The sequence below is a fragment of the Paractinoplanes ovalisporus genome (assembly GCF_016834655.1).
Lineage (GTDB): Bacteria > Actinomycetota > Actinomycetes > Mycobacteriales > Micromonosporaceae > Actinoplanes > Actinoplanes ovalisporus.
The window spans coordinates 751,241-765,379 of the sequence record NZ_JAENHP010000001.1 but is presented as its reverse complement, the minus strand read 5'-3'; the positions used below and the strand labels follow the sequence as shown (position 1 = coordinate 765,379).

The 14,139-nt window shown below is 70.8% G+C and carries 14 protein-coding genes; 7 read left to right on the top strand and 7 right to left on the bottom strand.

Annotated features, from left to right (window positions below; genetic code table 11):
* Window positions 1–108: 108 nt before the first annotated feature.
* Entirely contained in the window at window positions 109–666 is a 558-nt protein-coding gene (locus JIG36_RS03500; RefSeq protein WP_203374494.1) for a GerMN domain-containing protein, read from the top strand.
* Between the two features lie 14 nt (window positions 667–680).
* On the opposite strand, the gene JIG36_RS03495 is transcribed toward JIG36_RS03500, so the two are convergent.
* A complete protein-coding gene (locus tag JIG36_RS03495; protein WP_203374493.1) occupies window positions 681–1,181 on the bottom strand; it encodes a hypothetical protein in 501 nt (166 codons plus the stop codon).
* A gap of 106 nt (window positions 1,182–1,287) precedes the next feature.
* On the opposite strand from JIG36_RS03495, the gene JIG36_RS03490 reads away from it, so the two are divergent.
* The 5 genes from JIG36_RS03490 to JIG36_RS03470 all read left to right on the top strand — a co-directional run bounded on the left by JIG36_RS03490 (window position 1,288) and on the right by JIG36_RS03470 (window position 6,806).
* Entirely contained in the window at window positions 1,288–2,958 is a 1,671-nt protein-coding gene (locus tag JIG36_RS03490; RefSeq protein ID WP_203374492.1) for an aminotransferase class V-fold PLP-dependent enzyme, read from the top strand.
* 129 nt (window positions 2,959–3,087) lie between these two features.
* Window positions 3,088–3,987, top strand: coding sequence for a dioxygenase family protein (locus JIG36_RS03485; RefSeq protein WP_203374491.1), 900 nt, complete (start codon window positions 3,088–3,090; stop codon window positions 3,985–3,987).
* 84 nt (window positions 3,988–4,071) lie between these two features.
* Entirely contained in the window at window positions 4,072–4,314 is a 243-nt protein-coding gene (locus JIG36_RS03480) for an SDR family oxidoreductase (RefSeq protein ID WP_203374490.1), read from the top strand.
* Window positions 4,315–4,371: 57 nt separating this feature from the next.
* Window positions 4,372–5,580 carry a DUF1800 domain-containing protein gene (locus JIG36_RS03475; protein WP_203374489.1) on the top strand — a complete coding sequence of 403 codons (1,209 nt, stop codon included), beginning with the start codon at window positions 4,372–4,374 and terminating at the stop codon, window positions 5,578–5,580.
* An 11-nt stretch (window positions 5,581–5,591) separates the two neighbouring features.
* Window positions 5,592–6,806, top strand: a complete 1,215-nt coding sequence (locus JIG36_RS03470; RefSeq protein WP_203374488.1) for a DUF1501 domain-containing protein — start codon at window positions 5,592–5,594, stop codon at window positions 6,804–6,806.
* Between the two features lie 3 nt (window positions 6,807–6,809).
* On the opposite strand, the gene JIG36_RS03465 is transcribed toward JIG36_RS03470, so the two are convergent.
* Window positions 6,810–8,162 carry a glutamine synthetase family protein gene (locus JIG36_RS03465; RefSeq protein WP_203374487.1) on the bottom strand — a complete coding sequence of 451 codons (1,353 nt, stop codon included), beginning with the start codon at window positions 8,160–8,162 and terminating at the stop codon, window positions 6,810–6,812.
* A 102-nt stretch (window positions 8,163–8,264) separates the two neighbouring features.
* Here JIG36_RS03465 and JIG36_RS03460 point away from each other — a divergent pair, with 102 nt between their 5' ends.
* A complete protein-coding gene (locus JIG36_RS03460; protein ID WP_203374486.1) occupies window positions 8,265–8,771 on the top strand; it encodes a MarR family winged helix-turn-helix transcriptional regulator in 507 nt (168 codons plus the stop codon).
* Between the two features lie 17 nt (window positions 8,772–8,788).
* Here the strand turns inward: JIG36_RS03460 and JIG36_RS03455 are convergent, their stop codons facing one another.
* Genes JIG36_RS03455 through JIG36_RS03435 form a run of 5 tightly spaced genes read right to left on the bottom strand, consistent with a single transcriptional unit; the run spans window position 8,789 to window position 14,089 of the window.
* Entirely contained in the window at window positions 8,789–9,637 is an 849-nt protein-coding gene (locus tag JIG36_RS03455) for a fumarylacetoacetate hydrolase family protein (RefSeq protein WP_203374485.1), read from the bottom strand.
* Window positions 9,630–10,562 (bottom strand): DODA-type extradiol aromatic ring-opening family dioxygenase, encoded by a 933-nt coding sequence (locus JIG36_RS03450; protein ID WP_203374484.1) that lies wholly within the window; start codon window positions 10,560–10,562, stop codon window positions 9,630–9,632. The genes JIG36_RS03455 and JIG36_RS03450 overlap by 8 nt, the downstream gene beginning before the upstream one ends.
* Window positions 10,562–12,043, bottom strand: a complete 1,482-nt coding sequence (locus JIG36_RS03445; RefSeq protein WP_203374483.1) for an aldehyde dehydrogenase — start codon at window positions 12,041–12,043, stop codon at window positions 10,562–10,564. Before JIG36_RS03445 ends, JIG36_RS03450 begins: the two co-directional genes overlap by 1 nt.
* Window positions 12,036–12,848, bottom strand: a complete 813-nt coding sequence (locus JIG36_RS03440) for an acetoacetate decarboxylase family protein (protein WP_203374482.1) — start codon at window positions 12,846–12,848, stop codon at window positions 12,036–12,038. Before JIG36_RS03440 ends, JIG36_RS03445 begins: the two co-directional genes overlap by 8 nt.
* On the bottom strand, window positions 12,845–14,089 hold the full coding sequence (locus JIG36_RS03435) for a cytochrome P450 (protein WP_203374481.1): 1,245 nt from the start codon (window positions 14,087–14,089) through the stop codon (window positions 12,845–12,847). The genes JIG36_RS03440 and JIG36_RS03435 overlap by 4 nt, the downstream gene beginning before the upstream one ends.
* Window positions 14,090–14,139 lie beyond the last annotated feature (50 nt).

The window sequence follows — 14,139 nt, the reverse complement described above, 5'->3', positions numbered from 1 at the left end:
ACCAGGACGCCTCCACCGTGCGCCCGCGAGTTGTCGGAACCTCTCCGGCGATGTGACAGTTCCATGACGGACGCCGGGCGCCGCCGGGAGCCGGGGCATCATTCGGTAATGCGCAGGTTGTGGTTGACCACGTCGGCGGCCGTCGTGCTGCTCGGTGGCTGCGGCGTCGGGGCCCAGGACGAGCCGCACGCCGTCGAGCTGCCTCGGCACGCGCTGACCAGCCCCGGCGCCGGCCCGGCGGAGCAGGTCGGCGAGGTCGCCCAGGTGCTCTGCCTGGTCCGCGACGACAAGCTGGTGCAGACCGTGCGGCGTACGCTGTCCTACCCCACGCCCCAGGCTCAGCTCGACAGCCTGACCGCCGGGCCGAACGAGGCCGAGCGGGCGGCCGGGCTGACCACCGTGCTCTCGGGCGCGGCCCTGATCGCGCGCGGCATGTCGGGCGCCGGCCTCACCGTGGAGGTCCCCGACACCAACGAGGGCAACGGCCGTAACGACGACATCCTCGCCTATGGGCAGATCGTCTGCACGCTCACCGCGCGGCCCGACGTGGGCGAGGTCGTCTTCACGCGTGACGGGCAGCGCCTCGAGGTGCCGCGAGGCGACAGCACCCTCACCAACGCACCCCTGCGGAGCAGCGATTACGCCGGCCTGGTGCTGCCGGGCTGACCGTCAGCTGACGCTCAGCGCGCCGACGCCGTCCGCGCCACGATCATCTGTTTGGCGGTGAGGCGGTCACCGCGCGTACGCCGCGGGGCCCGGCGGAACCCGTCGGCGCCCGGCCCCGATCGGGCCGAGGCCAGCTCGGCCGTGTCGATCATCGGAGCCTGTTCGCCGAGCGCGGGCCGGGCCAGGGCCGGATGCCGCTTCTCCCACTCCTGCCGCACCTTGGCCGGCAGGTGCAGGTGGCGCCAGATCCGGCGCAGCACCCCGGGGTTGAGCAGGTCGTTGATCTCGCAGCAGTCAGCGGCCTGGCAGAGCACCGTCTGGTAGGCCTGGCGCTGCTGGGCCGGGTCCTCCAGGTTCAGCAGGCGGCGGCTTCGATGCCCGGCGGCCATGTGGCGCGGCAGTTCGAGCACGCCGACGCTGTGGCCGTGCAGATCGTCGAGGCTGTCGGGGACACTGGGAGCCCGGTCGTTGGGGCCGCGCTGCTGGCGGCCGTCACGGGCGGCGACGTACGGCATGTGCCCAGGCTAGGCTCGCCGGGGTGCGCCGGTCGGCGGGTCGGCCGGACAGGTTACCTGGGTGCCAAAAGGTCGTCCGAGGTGCCGCGAGTGCTGCGAGGGAAACATGGACACACCGATGCTGCGACGGCTGCGCGAGGGGTCGATCGGCGCGGGGGCGGTGCTCGACGGGCCGTACGGGACGCGCCGGGTCACGTACGCCGACCAGACCGCCTCGGGCCAGGCGCTGGACTTCGTCGAGGACTACATCCGCCGGACGGTCCTGAACGGCTACGCCAACACGCACACCGAGGCTTCGTCGACCGGTGCTCAGACCGGGGCGCTGCGCGAACAGGCCCGCGCGGTCATCCACCGGGCGGTCGGCGGCGGCCCCGACGACGTGGTGCTGTTCTGCGGCTCGGGGTCGACGATGGCGGTCAACAAACTGGTGGCGCTGCTCGGCCTGCGCATCCCGGAGAGCCTGGACGAGCGGTACGCCCTGTCCGACCGCATCCCCGCCGCGGCCCGTCCGGTGGTGTTCGTCGGCCCGTACGAGCACCATTCCAACGTGCTGCCCTGGCGCGAGTCGATCGCCGACGTCGTCGAGATCGGCAGTGACGAACGCGGCCATCCCGATCTCGACGATCTGCGCAAGGCCCTGGATGCGTACGGGAAAAGGCCTTTGCGGATCGGCAGTTTCAGCGCGGCCTCCAATGTGACCGGTCTGATCACCGACGTCGAGGCGATCTCGGCGCTGCTGCGCGAGCACGGCGCGCTGTCGGTCTGGGACTACGCGGCCGGCGGGCCGTACCTGCCGATCAGCATGGCCGGCAAAGATGCGATCTTCCTGTCGCCGCACAAGTTCCCGGGCGGTCCCCAGACGCCGGGCGTGCTGGTCGTCGGCAAGCACCTGATCGTCAACCCGGTGCCGACGGCGCCCGGCGGTGGCACGGTCGCGTTCGTCGACCCGGACAGCCACCGCTACCTCGACGACCCGGTGGCCCGCGAGGAGGGCGGCACCCCGGCCATCGTCGAGTCGATCCGGGCCGGGCTGGTCTTCGGAGTGAAGGAGGCGGTCGGCGCCGACGTGATCACCGCGCGGGAGCACCGCATGTGGGAACGGGCCCGGGAGCGCTGGGCCGGCGAGCCGCGCATCGAGATCCTGGGCGACCTGACCTCGCCGCGCCTGCCCATCGTGTCGTTCCAGATCCGCGCGGGCGAGCACTACCTGCACCACAACTACGTGGTGGCCCTGCTCAACGACCTGTTCGGCATCCAGGCGCGCGGCGGGTGTTCCTGCGCCGGCCCGTACGGGCACCGCCTGCTCGGCATCGGGCCCGAGCTCTCGCGCCGCTTCGAGAACGAGATCGACGCCGGTTGGGAGGGCATCAAGCCCGGCTGGTCGCGGCTCAACTTCGCCTACTTCCTGTCCGACCAAGTCGCCGACTACCTGTCGTCGGCGGTGTCGCTGATCGCCTCACACGGCGCGCGCCTGCTCACCGACTACCGCTTCGATCCCCGTACGGGCCAGTGGCGGCACGTCGGCTTCCATGCCGTCCGGCCGAGCCTGTCCGACCTGCAGTTGCACGCCGACGGCACGGTCACGATGCCGGATTGTCCCGCGCCGATCGGTGAGGACGCGCTGCCCGGCTACCTTTCAGCGGCGCGAGCGCTGATGGAGAGCCGGCCCGAGCCGGCCGACGGGGGAGCGCAGCTTCCCGCGGCGTTCGAGAAGCTGCGCTGGTTCCTACTGCCCGCGGAATGCCTAAGCGAGTACCGGGGTGCGCCACTGCTCTGAGCCGAAGACCTCGTAGCGGATGCGCTCGTCGGCGACGCCGCGTGATCACAGGTCATGATTTAGTTGACGAAACAAGTTTCTGGCGTAAGCTGGAGGAGCTTTAGGCTTCAACTTTCCTCGGGAGCTCCCATGACCAGCACGACCTCGGCGGCGGACGCTCGTATCCCCGCCTCGCACCCGTTCGCGGCGCACGCGCGCCGGGCCGCTGCCGCCGAGGCCGCCGACCCGCACCGCGGCTGGACGCCGGAGGACGGGCCGATGCCCAGCCTCTATGTGAGCCACGGCGGCGGGCCGATGCCGTTCGAGAGCCCGGAATGGCTCAACCCGCTGCGCCGCTGGGCCCGGTCGCTGCCCAAGCCGAAGGCCATCCTGGTGGTCAGCGCCCACTGGGAGTCGGCGCCGCTGTCGCTGAGCGCGGCGCGAGCCCCCGAGCTGGTCTACGACTTCGGCGGCTTCAACCCGATGTACTACGAGTTCCGCTACGACACCCCTGACGCGGGTGAGCTGGCCCGGCAGGTCGGCGCCATGATGCCGGACCGCGAGCGGGCCCACGAGCACAACAGCCGCGGCCTCGACCACGGTGCCTGGGTGCCGCTGAAGATCATGTATCCGCTGGCCGACGTGCCGGTACTGCAGCTCAGCCTGCCCACCGAGGACCCCGACCAGCTGCTCGCCCTCGGCGCCCGCCTGCGGCCGCTGCGTGAGCAGGGCGTGCTGGTCATCGGCTCGGGTCACATGACGCACGGCCTGCCGTTCCTGACCCGCGAGATGTTCACCGAGAACAAGGTGCCGGGCTGGTCGGCCGACTTCGACGCGTGGGCCGCCGACGCCCTCGACCGCGGCGACGTGGCCGAGCTGGCCCGCTTCCGCAGCGCGGCCCCGGGCATGCCGTTCTCGCACCCCACGGTCGAACACTTCACCCCGCTGTTCGTGACCCTGGGCGCGGCCACCGACCCCACCGCGCCCGTCATCACCAAGCTCGAGGGCTACTCGGTCGGCCTGTCCCGCCGCTCGTTCCAGGCCGCCTGAGAAACTTTCCGCACTTTTCCTCGCGGAGCTGTCGAAGTCCGGTCGCCGGCTTCGTTCTGCGGGTGAGTGGGAAGGAGCGGAACCGTGATTCTGCAGAACAAGACGTCTGTCGTGTACGGGGGATCGGGGCACGTCGGCGGCGAGATCGCCCGGGTCTTCGCGCGCGAAGGGGCGCGGGTGTTCCTGGCCGGGCGCAAGCTCGACGAGCTCGAGAAGCACGGGGCCGACATCGGGGCGGCCGGCGTCGCCCACGTGGACGCCGGCGACCGGGCCGGGGCCATGACGCGTACGGTCATGAACCTCAGCTGCGGCTCGGTGACGGACTGACGAGGTCCGGATCCGGCCCTTACACGACGCTTACATGGGCGGCCTAGCGTCGCCGGCATGACCGATCGTGCTCAGGTGTCGCATCTGCTCCGACGGCTGACCTTCGGGCCGACCGCGGCCGAAGTGGACGCGGCCGTGCGGGACGGGTTCGACGCGACCCTCGAGCGGCTGCTGAGACCCGTCGCCGTGCCGCAGGCTCCGCCGATGGGGGAGGAGCCTGCGGCCGGCGCCACCCGCGAGGAGCGTCTGGAAGCCCGCAAGAAGCAACGGGAACAGGTCGTCGCGCTCGGCCGGTGGTGGCTGGGCCGGATGGCGGCCGGGAGCGCGGCCGAGAAGCTGACGTTCTTCTGGCACGGCCACTGGGCCACCAGCGCCCAGAAGGTGCGCTCGGCCCACCTCATGTTCGCGCAGCAGCAGACGTTCCGGCGCTACGGGACGGGCGACACCTCGCCGCTGGTGCGGGCCATGCTGCGCGACCCGGCCCTGATCCTCTGGCTCGACGGGCAGAAGAACACGCGCAAGGCGCCCAACGAGAATCTCGCCCGCGAGGTCATGGAGCTGTTCACGCTCGGCGTGGGGGCGTACGGGGAAAGTGATGTGAAGGCCGGCGCGCGCGTGCTGACCGGGTGGCAGGTCGACCGCACCACCGGCCAGGCGCGGCTGGTGGCCCGGCGCCACGACACCGGCCGGGTGACGCTGCTCGGGCAGACCGGGGTCTTCGACCTCGACGCGTACGCGGATCTGCTCGTCCGCCACGAGGCCCACGTGCCGTTTCTCGCCGGCCGGCTGTGGGCGCGCTACGCCGGATCCTTCACCGTGCCGGGGTCGGTGGCGGCGGCCGGGCGCAACACGACGGCCCTGCTGCGCGCGGTGTGCCGGGCCCCGGAGTTCGCCGAGACGGCCGGCACGCTGGTCAAGCAGCCCGTCGAATGGCTGGTGGGAGCCGTACGGCAGCTGGGAATCGCCCCGACCGGCCTGGACGGGACCCTGCGCGCGCTGGGCCAGGTGCCGTTGCGGCCGCCGTCGGTGGGTGGGTGGCCGGAGGGTGCCGCCTGGCTGACCACGTCGTCGACGCTGACCCGCCTGCGCGCGGGGCAGAAACTGGCCGCCCAGTCGCAGGAGGCGCCGGCCGATCCCGAAGCCCTCGCGAACCTGCTCGTCGTCGACGGCTGGAGCGACCGTACGTACGCCGTGCTGAAGGAAGTCAGGAAGCCGCGCGAGCTCGTAGCGCTCGGCCTGGCCAGCCCCGAGTACGCCGTCCACTGAGGAGGACCGACATGGACGTCATCACGCGACGCCGTTTCCTGATCGCCAGCGGAGTGGTCGCCGGAGGAGCGGCCGCGGCCGGGGCCACGCTCGGCCTGCGCGAGATCCTGGCCACGGCCGGCGACGGCGACCCGGCCGCGAAGACCCTGGTGCTGGTCACCCTCTATGGCGGCAACGACGGGCTCAACACCGTCATCCCGTACGGGGATCCGGCCCTGGCCGCCGCCCGCCCCGACTTCGCCTACGCCGAGAACGAGCTGCTCGACCTCGGCCAGGGGGAGGCGCTGAACCCCGGGATGACCGGCCTGCACAAGCTGTTCGGTGAGGGCCGGCTGGCGGTCGTGCGCGGGGTCGGCTATCCGAAACCGAACCGCAGCCACTTCCAGTCGATGGACATCTGGCAGACCGCCCAGCCCGACCGCCCCGGCACCACGGGCTGGCTGGGCCGCTGGCTCGACACCGCCGGCGGCGATCCGCGCTCGGCCATCTCGTTCGAGCCGGTGCTGCCGCCGTTGCTGGCCGGGGCGAGCAGCGCCGGAGCCACCGTGCCGGGCGGCGAGCTGAAGCTGCCCGCCGGCGTGACCCCCGACCTGCTCAACGCGCTGGGCGCCGCCGACGAGGGCGAGTCGCCGGCCCGGGCCCGGGCCGCGGCCTGCTTCTCCGACCTGGCCCGGGTGCGCGACCTGGTGTCGGCGCCGCTGTCGTCCGACGACGACGACAGTGACGCGCCCGCTACCGCGACCGGCGGCGCCGCCCCGCCCCTGGACCAGCAGCTCGCCCTGGTGGCCCGCTGCATCGAGGCGAACGTGGCCACACGCGTGTATTCGGTGTCGCTGGGCGGCTTCGACCTGCACGCCGACGGCAAGGATGCCCAGAAGGCGTTGCTGACCAAGCTGGACAAGGCTTTGGCGGCGTTCGCCGAGCGGGTCGCCGGCAAGAACGTGGTGACCGCCGTCTACTCGGAGTTCGGCCGGCGAGTCAAGGCCAACGCCTCGGACGGCACCGACCACGGCACCGCGTCCAACGTCTTCCTGCTGGGCGACGGCGTGCAGGGCGGCCTGCACGGCGAACCCCCGAACCTGACCGACCTCGACGAGGGCGACCTGAAGTTCACCACCGACTTCCGAGACGTCTACGCCACCCTCCTGCGCGACGTGCTGGCGGCCGACCCGGAACAGATCCTGGACGGCTGGTCCACCCACCTCGACAAGGTCCTCACGGGATAAGCCCTAGAGGTGGTACGCGTACTCGCGGAACTCCCAGTCGGTCACCCACCGGGAGAAGCGCTCCAGCTCGTTGCGCTTGTAGGCGACGAACGCGGCCACGAAGCGCGGCCCCAGCATCTCGGCCAGCTCCGTGTCGGCGGTCAGGGCGTCCAGGGCCGTCCCCAGATCGTCGGGCAGGCGTGGGGCCTTGTCCACGTCGTAGCCGTAACCCTCCAGCTTGGCCGGCGGCTCCAGCTTGTCGCGGATGCCCAGATAGGCGGCGGCCATCACGGCGGCAATTCCCAGGTACGGGTTGGCCGACGCGTCCCCCAGGCGCAGCTCGACGCGGGCGGCGCGGCCCCGCTCGGGCGGGATCCGGACCATGGCGCTGCGGTTGTCCAGCCCCCAGTCGACCAGCCACGGCGCGAGCGTGTCGGGCCCGAAACGCTTGTACGAGTTGATGGTCGGGTTGAGCAGGGCGGCCAGCGCGGGCGCGTGGGCCAGCATCCCGGCCACCGCCGAGCGGGCGACCATCGACAGTCCATCCTGGCCGGACGGGTCGTCGAACAGGGCGGTCCCGTCGTCGGCGCAGGCCGAGAAGTGTACGTGGAAGCCCGAACCGCCCTCGTCGTTGAACGGCTTCGCCATGAAGGTGGCCAGCTTGCCTCGCATGCGGGCCAGTTCCTGCACGGCCGTCTTGAACCGGAACGCCCGGTCGGCGGCGTCCAGCGCGCCCGAGTGCCAGAGGTTGATCTCGAACTGGCCGGACGCGAACTCGTGGTTGGCCGCCACCACGTCGAGCCCGTACGCGTCGAGGCGGCGCAGTGAGGCGAGCAGCGTGTTCTCCGGATCGCCCTTGTAGCCGGCCGTGTAGACGTTGCCCGTGCCCTCGCCGTAGCGCTTCCAGCCGGTCGGCGACTCGGGGCACGGCTCCAGCACGTAGAACTCGAACTCGGGCCCGATCACCGGCCGCATCCCGAGCGAGGAGAACCGTTCGACCACGCGCCGGAGCACGTTGCGCGGGCTCTCCTGCGAAGGGGTCCCGTCGGGGTCGAAGACGTCGGCGATCATGTGCGCGACCCCGGGCTCCCACGGCACGTCCTGCACCGTCGAGAGATCGGGCACGGCGATGACGTCGGGCAGCCCGGCCGACAGGCCGCCCTCGATGTCGATCACGTCGCCCATCGGTGAGGTGCCGTAGACCGAGCGGCAGAACGCGACCCCGTCGCCGACCGTGCGGGCGAACCGCCTCACGAGAAGGTCCCGGCCCCGCTCGGTGCCGATCAGGTCGCTGTAACCGAGGCGCACCACGTCGATCTGGCGTGCGCTCATGTCTTCCTGGGCTTGTTCCATGGCCTGGGCGTCGACGGCGAGCATGGGCGCTCCTCAGTGGAAGTGCGGTGTGTCCCCCGGATCGTACGAACCCGGGCAACTCCGCCGAGGGGCCGGGAACCGCGGCCGGACCGTACCATCGTCGCCATGAAGGACCACCCGAATCTCGCCGAGACCGAGCTCGCCATGCGACAGCACGTCGAGTCGCTCGGTCTCGATTTCGAGGCGGCCATGGCCGTGTCCAGCATCTACCGCGCCGCGAACGCGGTTCGCTCGTACGCCTGGAACGATGTGCTGCGCCCGTACGACCTGACGTGGACCGGTTTCGTCGTGATGTGGGTGGTCTGGATCTTCGACGGCATGGAGACGCGTCATGCGGCCGAGGCGGCGGCCATCTCGAAGGCGACCCTGACCGGCGTCGTGAAAACGCTCGAGGGCAAGGGCTGGATCACCCGGCACGGCCGCCAGGACGACCGCCGCCTGGTCGAGATCCACCTGACCGGCGAGGGCAAGCGCCTGATGGAGGAGATCTACCCGAAGTTCAACGCGATCGAGGCCAAGCTGGTGGCCGGCCTGTCGCGCACCGGGCAGAACGAGATGACCGAGAGCCTGCGCGCCATCGTCCGGACGATCGAGGAGATCGAGCGGCGCTGACCCGTGCCGGCGCTCCATCACGACGCCCGGGGCTTGCGGATGCCGCGGAACCCCCAGTCGCCGCCCTGAGCCGTGGAAAGCACCTCTTCGCTCTCCGTCGGCTGCGCCCCCACGTCCGTACGGATGGAGGCCGGTCCTTCGACGATGTGGTTGCGCAGTGTCCCGAGCCCCTCGACCCGCACCTCGACGACGTCGCCCGGGTAGACCGTGCGGGAGACGGCGGGCGTGCCCGAGAGCAGCACGTCACCGGGCTGGAGGGTGATGGTCCGGGCGATGTCGGCGACGAGGTAGTGCATGTCCCAGGTCATCTCGTCGGTGGTGCCGTCCTGCCGTAGCTCGCCGTTGACCAGCGTGCGGATGGTCTTGCCGCGGAAGTCCCAGCCCTCCACCACGCCCGGGCCGAGCGGGCAGAGCGTGTCGGCGCCCTTGACCCGCAGCATCGAACCGGCGTCGGTGTCGCGGAAGTCGTGCAGCCCGAAGTCGTTGCCGATCGTGTAGCCGCGGATGTGGTCGCCGGCGTCGGCCGGGGCGATGTTGCGGGCCGTGCGGCCGATGACGATCGCGATCTCGCCCTCGTAGTTGAGCCACTTGCAGCCGGCCGGGCGCACCACCGCCGCGTCGTGGCCGGTGAGCGCCGAGACCGGCTTGTGGAAATAGGTGGGCGCGGCCGGCAGCGTCGTCATCATCTCGGCCACCCGCGAGGCGTAGTTGAGATGCACGCAGATGATCTTGGATGGGGTGACCGGGCTCAGGTGCACGGCCTCGTCGACTTTGACCGTGCGGCCGTCGCCGGCCACCAGCAGGCCGTCGTGGCGTTCGACGTCGACGGCGGTGCCGTCCAGCAGGATCCGGCGGAACTCACGCATGCGTCTGCCTCCGGTAGTCGGGGTCGTCCGGCGTACGGCGGGGTCGCGGGAAGCCGCCGGCGGGCCGGTCGAACCACACGTGGACCTGGCCGGTGCCGACCGAGTTCTCGTACTCGCCGTACCGCCGGCCCGGGGCCGTGCAGTCGCCCTCGCCGAGCGCGCCGATCATCATCAGGTAGTGGCCGAACCGGGCCTCGGGCTTGAACCTGAAGAACTGGGGCATGGTGTCCAGGACGCGGGCGTGGTCGCCGGCCGCGAACCACTCCAGGCGTTCGGCGTCGGCCGCGGCCGCCTCAGGCGTGAAGATGTGCTCGACCTCGGCCGCCTCGTGGTCGCGCAGCCGGCGCAGCGGCCAGAACGTGTGCGACATGGCCCCCGAGGCGATCAGCAGCACCCGGCGGTCCGACTCGGCGATCGCGTCACCGAGCGCGCGGCCGAGGCGCAGGTTGTCCTCCACGTCGGCGGTCTGGCAGACCCCGATCGAGATCCAGCGCTTGTCCGGCAACCCCTTCCCCAGGAACTCCCACACGTTCGTGGTCGCGTAGAAGATCGGCAGGTGGTCGTCGTCGATGGCGGTGATCCAGGTGCTGTGCGCGGCGGCCCGGCCCGCGATGAGGTGGGCCAGTTCGGGGTCGCCCGCGAAGTCGTACGGGCGTTGACTCATGCCTCGCGGCAGCTCCTCCGACGTGAAAAGGCCGGCCCGCCGTTGTTGGGCGGTCACGACGAACTCCACTGTGGTCGCCCAGTGCGAGTCGAGCACCACCACGGTGTCGTAGTCGAGCACGTCGAACACGTCTTTGCGCAGCTGGTGCAGCCCCGAGACGAGCGTCGAGTCGGCGCCGTTGTTCAGCTCGCGCCGCACCGGCTCGGGCAGCACGATCGTGGGAACGTGGGCGATGAGGCCGGCGCCGGCCACCTCTCCCATCACGCCTCCTTCCCGGTCCAGCCGATCGGGGCGAAGACCGTGTTCTTGACGTCGCAGTAGAAGTCGAACGAGTACGTGCCGCCCTCGCGGCCGATGCCCGATCGGCCGTTGCCGCCGAAGGGCGCGCCCAGGTCGCGGACGAAGAAGCAGTTGACCCAGACCGTGCCCGCCTTCAGGGCGGCGCTGACCCGTTCCGCGCGCTCGGCCGAGCCGGTGACGAGCGTGGCCGCCAACCCGAAGCGCGTGTTGTTGGCCATGCGCACACCCTCGTCCTCGGTGCCGAACGTCTGCACGGTCAGCACCGGCCCGAACACCTCCTCGGTCAGGATCTCGCTACCGGGGCGGGCGTCGGTCAGGATCGTGGGGAAGTAGTACAGGCCGCGCAGTCCGGTGTTCGGGCCGCCGCCGGCGATCGCTTTGGCGCCGTCCGCGAGTGCGCGTTCGACAAAACCGCTCACCCGGTCGAAGTGCGCGCGGCTGACCAGAACGCTCACATCCGTACGTTCATCGCGCGGGTCGCCCTGCACGAGGGTGCGCGTTCGCTCAGTAACGCGCAGGACGAATTCGTGAGCGATGCCCTCCTGAACGAGCAGCCGGAACGCGCCCAGGCAGACCTGGCCGGCGTTGTCGAACTGTTCGACCGCCAGACTTACGGCCAGGTCGAGGTCGCAGTCGTCGAAAACGAGCAGCGGCGACTTGCCGCCCAGCTCGAACGAGAGCGGCACGATGTTCGGCGCGGCCGCGGCGGCGACGACCCCCGCGGTGGGCACCGAACCGGTGAACGACAGCCGGTTGATGTCCGGATGGCGGCTGAGCGCGGCCCCCGCCTCGGCGCCGGTTCCCTGCACGACGTTGAACACGCCCGGGGGCAAACCCGCCTCGTGCGTGATGTCGGCCAGCAGCGAAGCGGTGAGCGGCGCCCACTCCGGGGGCTTGAGCACGACGGTGTCGCCCGCGGCCAGGGCCGGGCCGGCGCGCCAGGTGGCCAGCATGAGCGGGGCGTTCCAGGGGGTGATGACCGCGACGACGCCGGCCGGGTCGTAGGTGATGCGCTCGCGGTGGTCACGGATCTCGCGCGGTTCGGGGGCCAGCGTCTCGGCGTGGTCGGCGAACCAGCGGAAGTTCAGGGCGACCCGGGGCATGACGCCGCGGCGGTGTGACCTGAGCAGGGAGCCGTTGTCGCGCGTCTCGACCCGGGCCAGGTCTTCGCGGCGGGTGTCGATACCGTCGGCCACCCGGTGCAGGATCTTCCCTCGCTCGGCTGCGGTCAGCGCGGCCCAGGCGGGGAAGGCGGCGCGGGCGGCTGCTACCGCTCGGTCTACTTCCTCGGCGCCGCCGGCTGCTATCTCGCCGAGCACCGTTTCGTCGATCGGTGACAGGTCGGTGAACGTTCGATCCGACGACACGCGCGCGCCACCGATCCAGTGGCGTGTGTCGACCCGTACGCCCTCGACCTCGATCTTGTGCGCCCGCTCAGCCATGGTAGTCGGGTCTTTCCGCTTCCAGGCGGGCCAGTGTGCGGCCGCCGTCCCAGACGACGCCGACCTGGCGGTAGTAGCCGCCGATGATCTCGTCGACCCGCAGCCGGGCCAGCTCCTCGGTCGGTGACTCGAACAACCGCAGTTCCACGTCCCCGCCCCACGCCTGCCCACCCTGGAACTCGGCCGCGCCGGAGGAGATGAGTTCCCCGTACGAGTCGGAAGCTCCTCGCTCGATGCCGGGATAGACGCGGTGATGCGCCATCGGGTGCGCGTTGACGAATCCGTTGCTCTCCACCGGTTCCCGCAGCGTCAGCACCGCCTCGGCCAGCCGCCGGTCGGCCGCGGCCAGGGTCGCCCCGAACACGCCGCCCGGCCCGATCGAGGGCGCCGCCTGGGCGAACGGATGCGGCCGGGTCTGCCACACCGATCCGAGCTTCTTCGGGTAACCCTGGTGCAGGCCGCGCGCGACGGCGAAGTCCTTGTCGACCCAGATGTAGACGCACCGCGAATACACCTCGCCGCGAAACGCGCATCGGACGACCACAAACGCCTCTTTGTACTGCGAACGAACAGGATCGAGCAGTTCGGTGCGACCGGACGAACAGGACTGCCAATCGGCCCAGATCAGCGCGACCGCACCGGGATCGTCCGGCGCGGGCTCGAGCGGAGGCGGCAGCAGTTCGGCGACTCGGGCCGGGTCGGTGCGGTACTCGGCGGTCAGCAGGTCGCCGCTGTAGTACCAGGGCGGGTCCGGGATGAGCGAGGCGTCGCCGCTCGCGCTGCGCGGATAGAAGAAACCTCTCATCGGGTCTTCACCGACACCGGGAACGTCTTGACGCCGTTGACGAAGTTGGAGCGGACCCGAGTGACGTCGCCGACCAGGTCGATGTCGCGGATGCGGGGGATCAGCTCCTCGAACATCAACCGGATCTCGATACGGGCCAGGGCGCCGCCCATGCACAGGTGCCGGCCCTGGCCGAACGTGAGGTGGTCGACGTTCTCCCGGCGTACGTCAAGCTTGTAGGGATCTTCGAAGACCGACTCGTCGCGGTTGCCCGACGCGAACCACATGACGACCTTGTCGCCGGCCCGGACGGGCTGCCCGCCCAGGTCAAGGTCGCGGGTGGCCGTACGGCGGAAGTGATAGACGGGCGACGCCCAGCGCAGCAGCTCCTCCAGACCGGAAGCGATCAGGCCCGGATCCTCCTGGAGCAGGCGCAGCTGGTCGCGCTGCTGGATGAGCGCGAGCATGGCGTTGCTGATGGCGTGCCGGGTCGTCTCGTTGCCGGCCACCACCAGCAGCAGGAAGTAGTTGTCGAAGTCCCGGTCGCTCAACGGCACGCCGTCGCTCGGCATCGTGTTCGCGAGCCGGCTGATCAGATCGGTGCCGTCCCCGCCGCGGCGGCGGTCGCGCAACACCCGGCCGTAGTCGAACACGTCTTGCGCGGCCGGTGAGCGGAACGGCAGGTGTTTGTACTGCTCGCTCGCGTTCGAGTCGATCTGGTGCTCGGTATAGTCCGGATCGGTGTTCCCGACCATCTTGTTGCCCCACGCGATCAGCTGCCCGGTGTCCGCGCGCGGCACGTCGAGCAGCCGGGCCAGCACCTGGATCGGGAAGTCGGCGCTGATCTTCTCGACGAAGTCGAACTCGGTGGACGACAGCGCCTCGTCGACTGTCCGCCGGGTCAGCTCGCGCAGAAAACCTTCGTAGTTCTTCATCAGGTTGCGCGGGCTGAACTCGCGCGCGAGGAGCTGCCGCAGCGCGAGGTGACGCCGGCCGTCGGTCTCGAGCATGGACCGCCGGATGTCCATCAGGTCGTCGTCGACCTCCTCCAGGTTGACGAACTGCTCGCTGGTGAACGACGCCGTGTCTCGGTCGACAGCCCAGATGTCGGCGTGGCGGGTGACCGCCCAGAAGCCCTTGTTCGGCGCGGCTTCGGGGTTCCAGTGCACCGGGTCCTCGCGGCGCAGGACGTCGAACTGGGCCCAGGCCCCGTCGGCCTGGAAGCGGTCGTAGTCGGTGAGGTCGACTTCGGAGAGCAGCATGGGTTCCTCCGATCGTTCGGGCCCAAACGTTACGAGCGGTGCAACGGCGG

What these genes read in the sequence shown, in the direction of transcription:
- JIG36_RS03500 (WP_203374494.1), top strand. Translation starts at nt 109, where the DNA reads ATGCGCAGGTTGTGGTTGACCACGTCGGCGGCCGTCGTGCTGCTCGGT.
- JIG36_RS03495 (WP_203374493.1), bottom strand. Translation starts at nt 1,181, where the DNA reads ATGCCGTACGTCGCCGCCCGTGACGGCCGCCAGCAGCGCGGCCCCAAC.
- JIG36_RS03490 (WP_203374492.1), top strand. Translation starts at nt 1,288, where the DNA reads ATGGACACACCGATGCTGCGACGGCTGCGCGAGGGGTCGATCGGCGCG.
- JIG36_RS03485 (WP_203374491.1), top strand. Translation starts at nt 3,088, where the DNA reads ATGACCAGCACGACCTCGGCGGCGGACGCTCGTATCCCCGCCTCGCAC.
- JIG36_RS03475 (WP_203374489.1), top strand. Translation starts at nt 4,372, where the DNA reads ATGACCGATCGTGCTCAGGTGTCGCATCTGCTCCGACGGCTGACCTTC.
- JIG36_RS03470 (WP_203374488.1), top strand. Translation starts at nt 5,592, where the DNA reads ATGGACGTCATCACGCGACGCCGTTTCCTGATCGCCAGCGGAGTGGTC.
- JIG36_RS03465 (WP_203374487.1), bottom strand. Translation starts at nt 8,162, where the DNA reads ATGCTCGCCGTCGACGCCCAGGCCATGGAACAAGCCCAGGAAGACATG.
- JIG36_RS03460 (WP_203374486.1), top strand. Translation starts at nt 8,265, where the DNA reads ATGAAGGACCACCCGAATCTCGCCGAGACCGAGCTCGCCATGCGACAG.
- JIG36_RS03455 (WP_203374485.1), bottom strand. Translation starts at nt 9,637, where the DNA reads ATGCGTGAGTTCCGCCGGATCCTGCTGGACGGCACCGCCGTCGACGTC.
- JIG36_RS03450 (WP_203374484.1), bottom strand. Translation starts at nt 10,562, where the DNA reads ATGGGAGAGGTGGCCGGCGCCGGCCTCATCGCCCACGTTCCCACGATC.
- JIG36_RS03445 (WP_203374483.1), bottom strand. Translation starts at nt 12,043, where the DNA reads ATGGCTGAGCGGGCGCACAAGATCGAGGTCGAGGGCGTACGGGTCGAC.
- JIG36_RS03440 (WP_203374482.1), bottom strand. Translation starts at nt 12,848, where the DNA reads ATGAGAGGTTTCTTCTATCCGCGCAGCGCGAGCGGCGACGCCTCGCTC.
- JIG36_RS03435 (WP_203374481.1), bottom strand. Translation starts at nt 14,089, where the DNA reads ATGCTGCTCTCCGAAGTCGACCTCACCGACTACGACCGCTTCCAGGCC.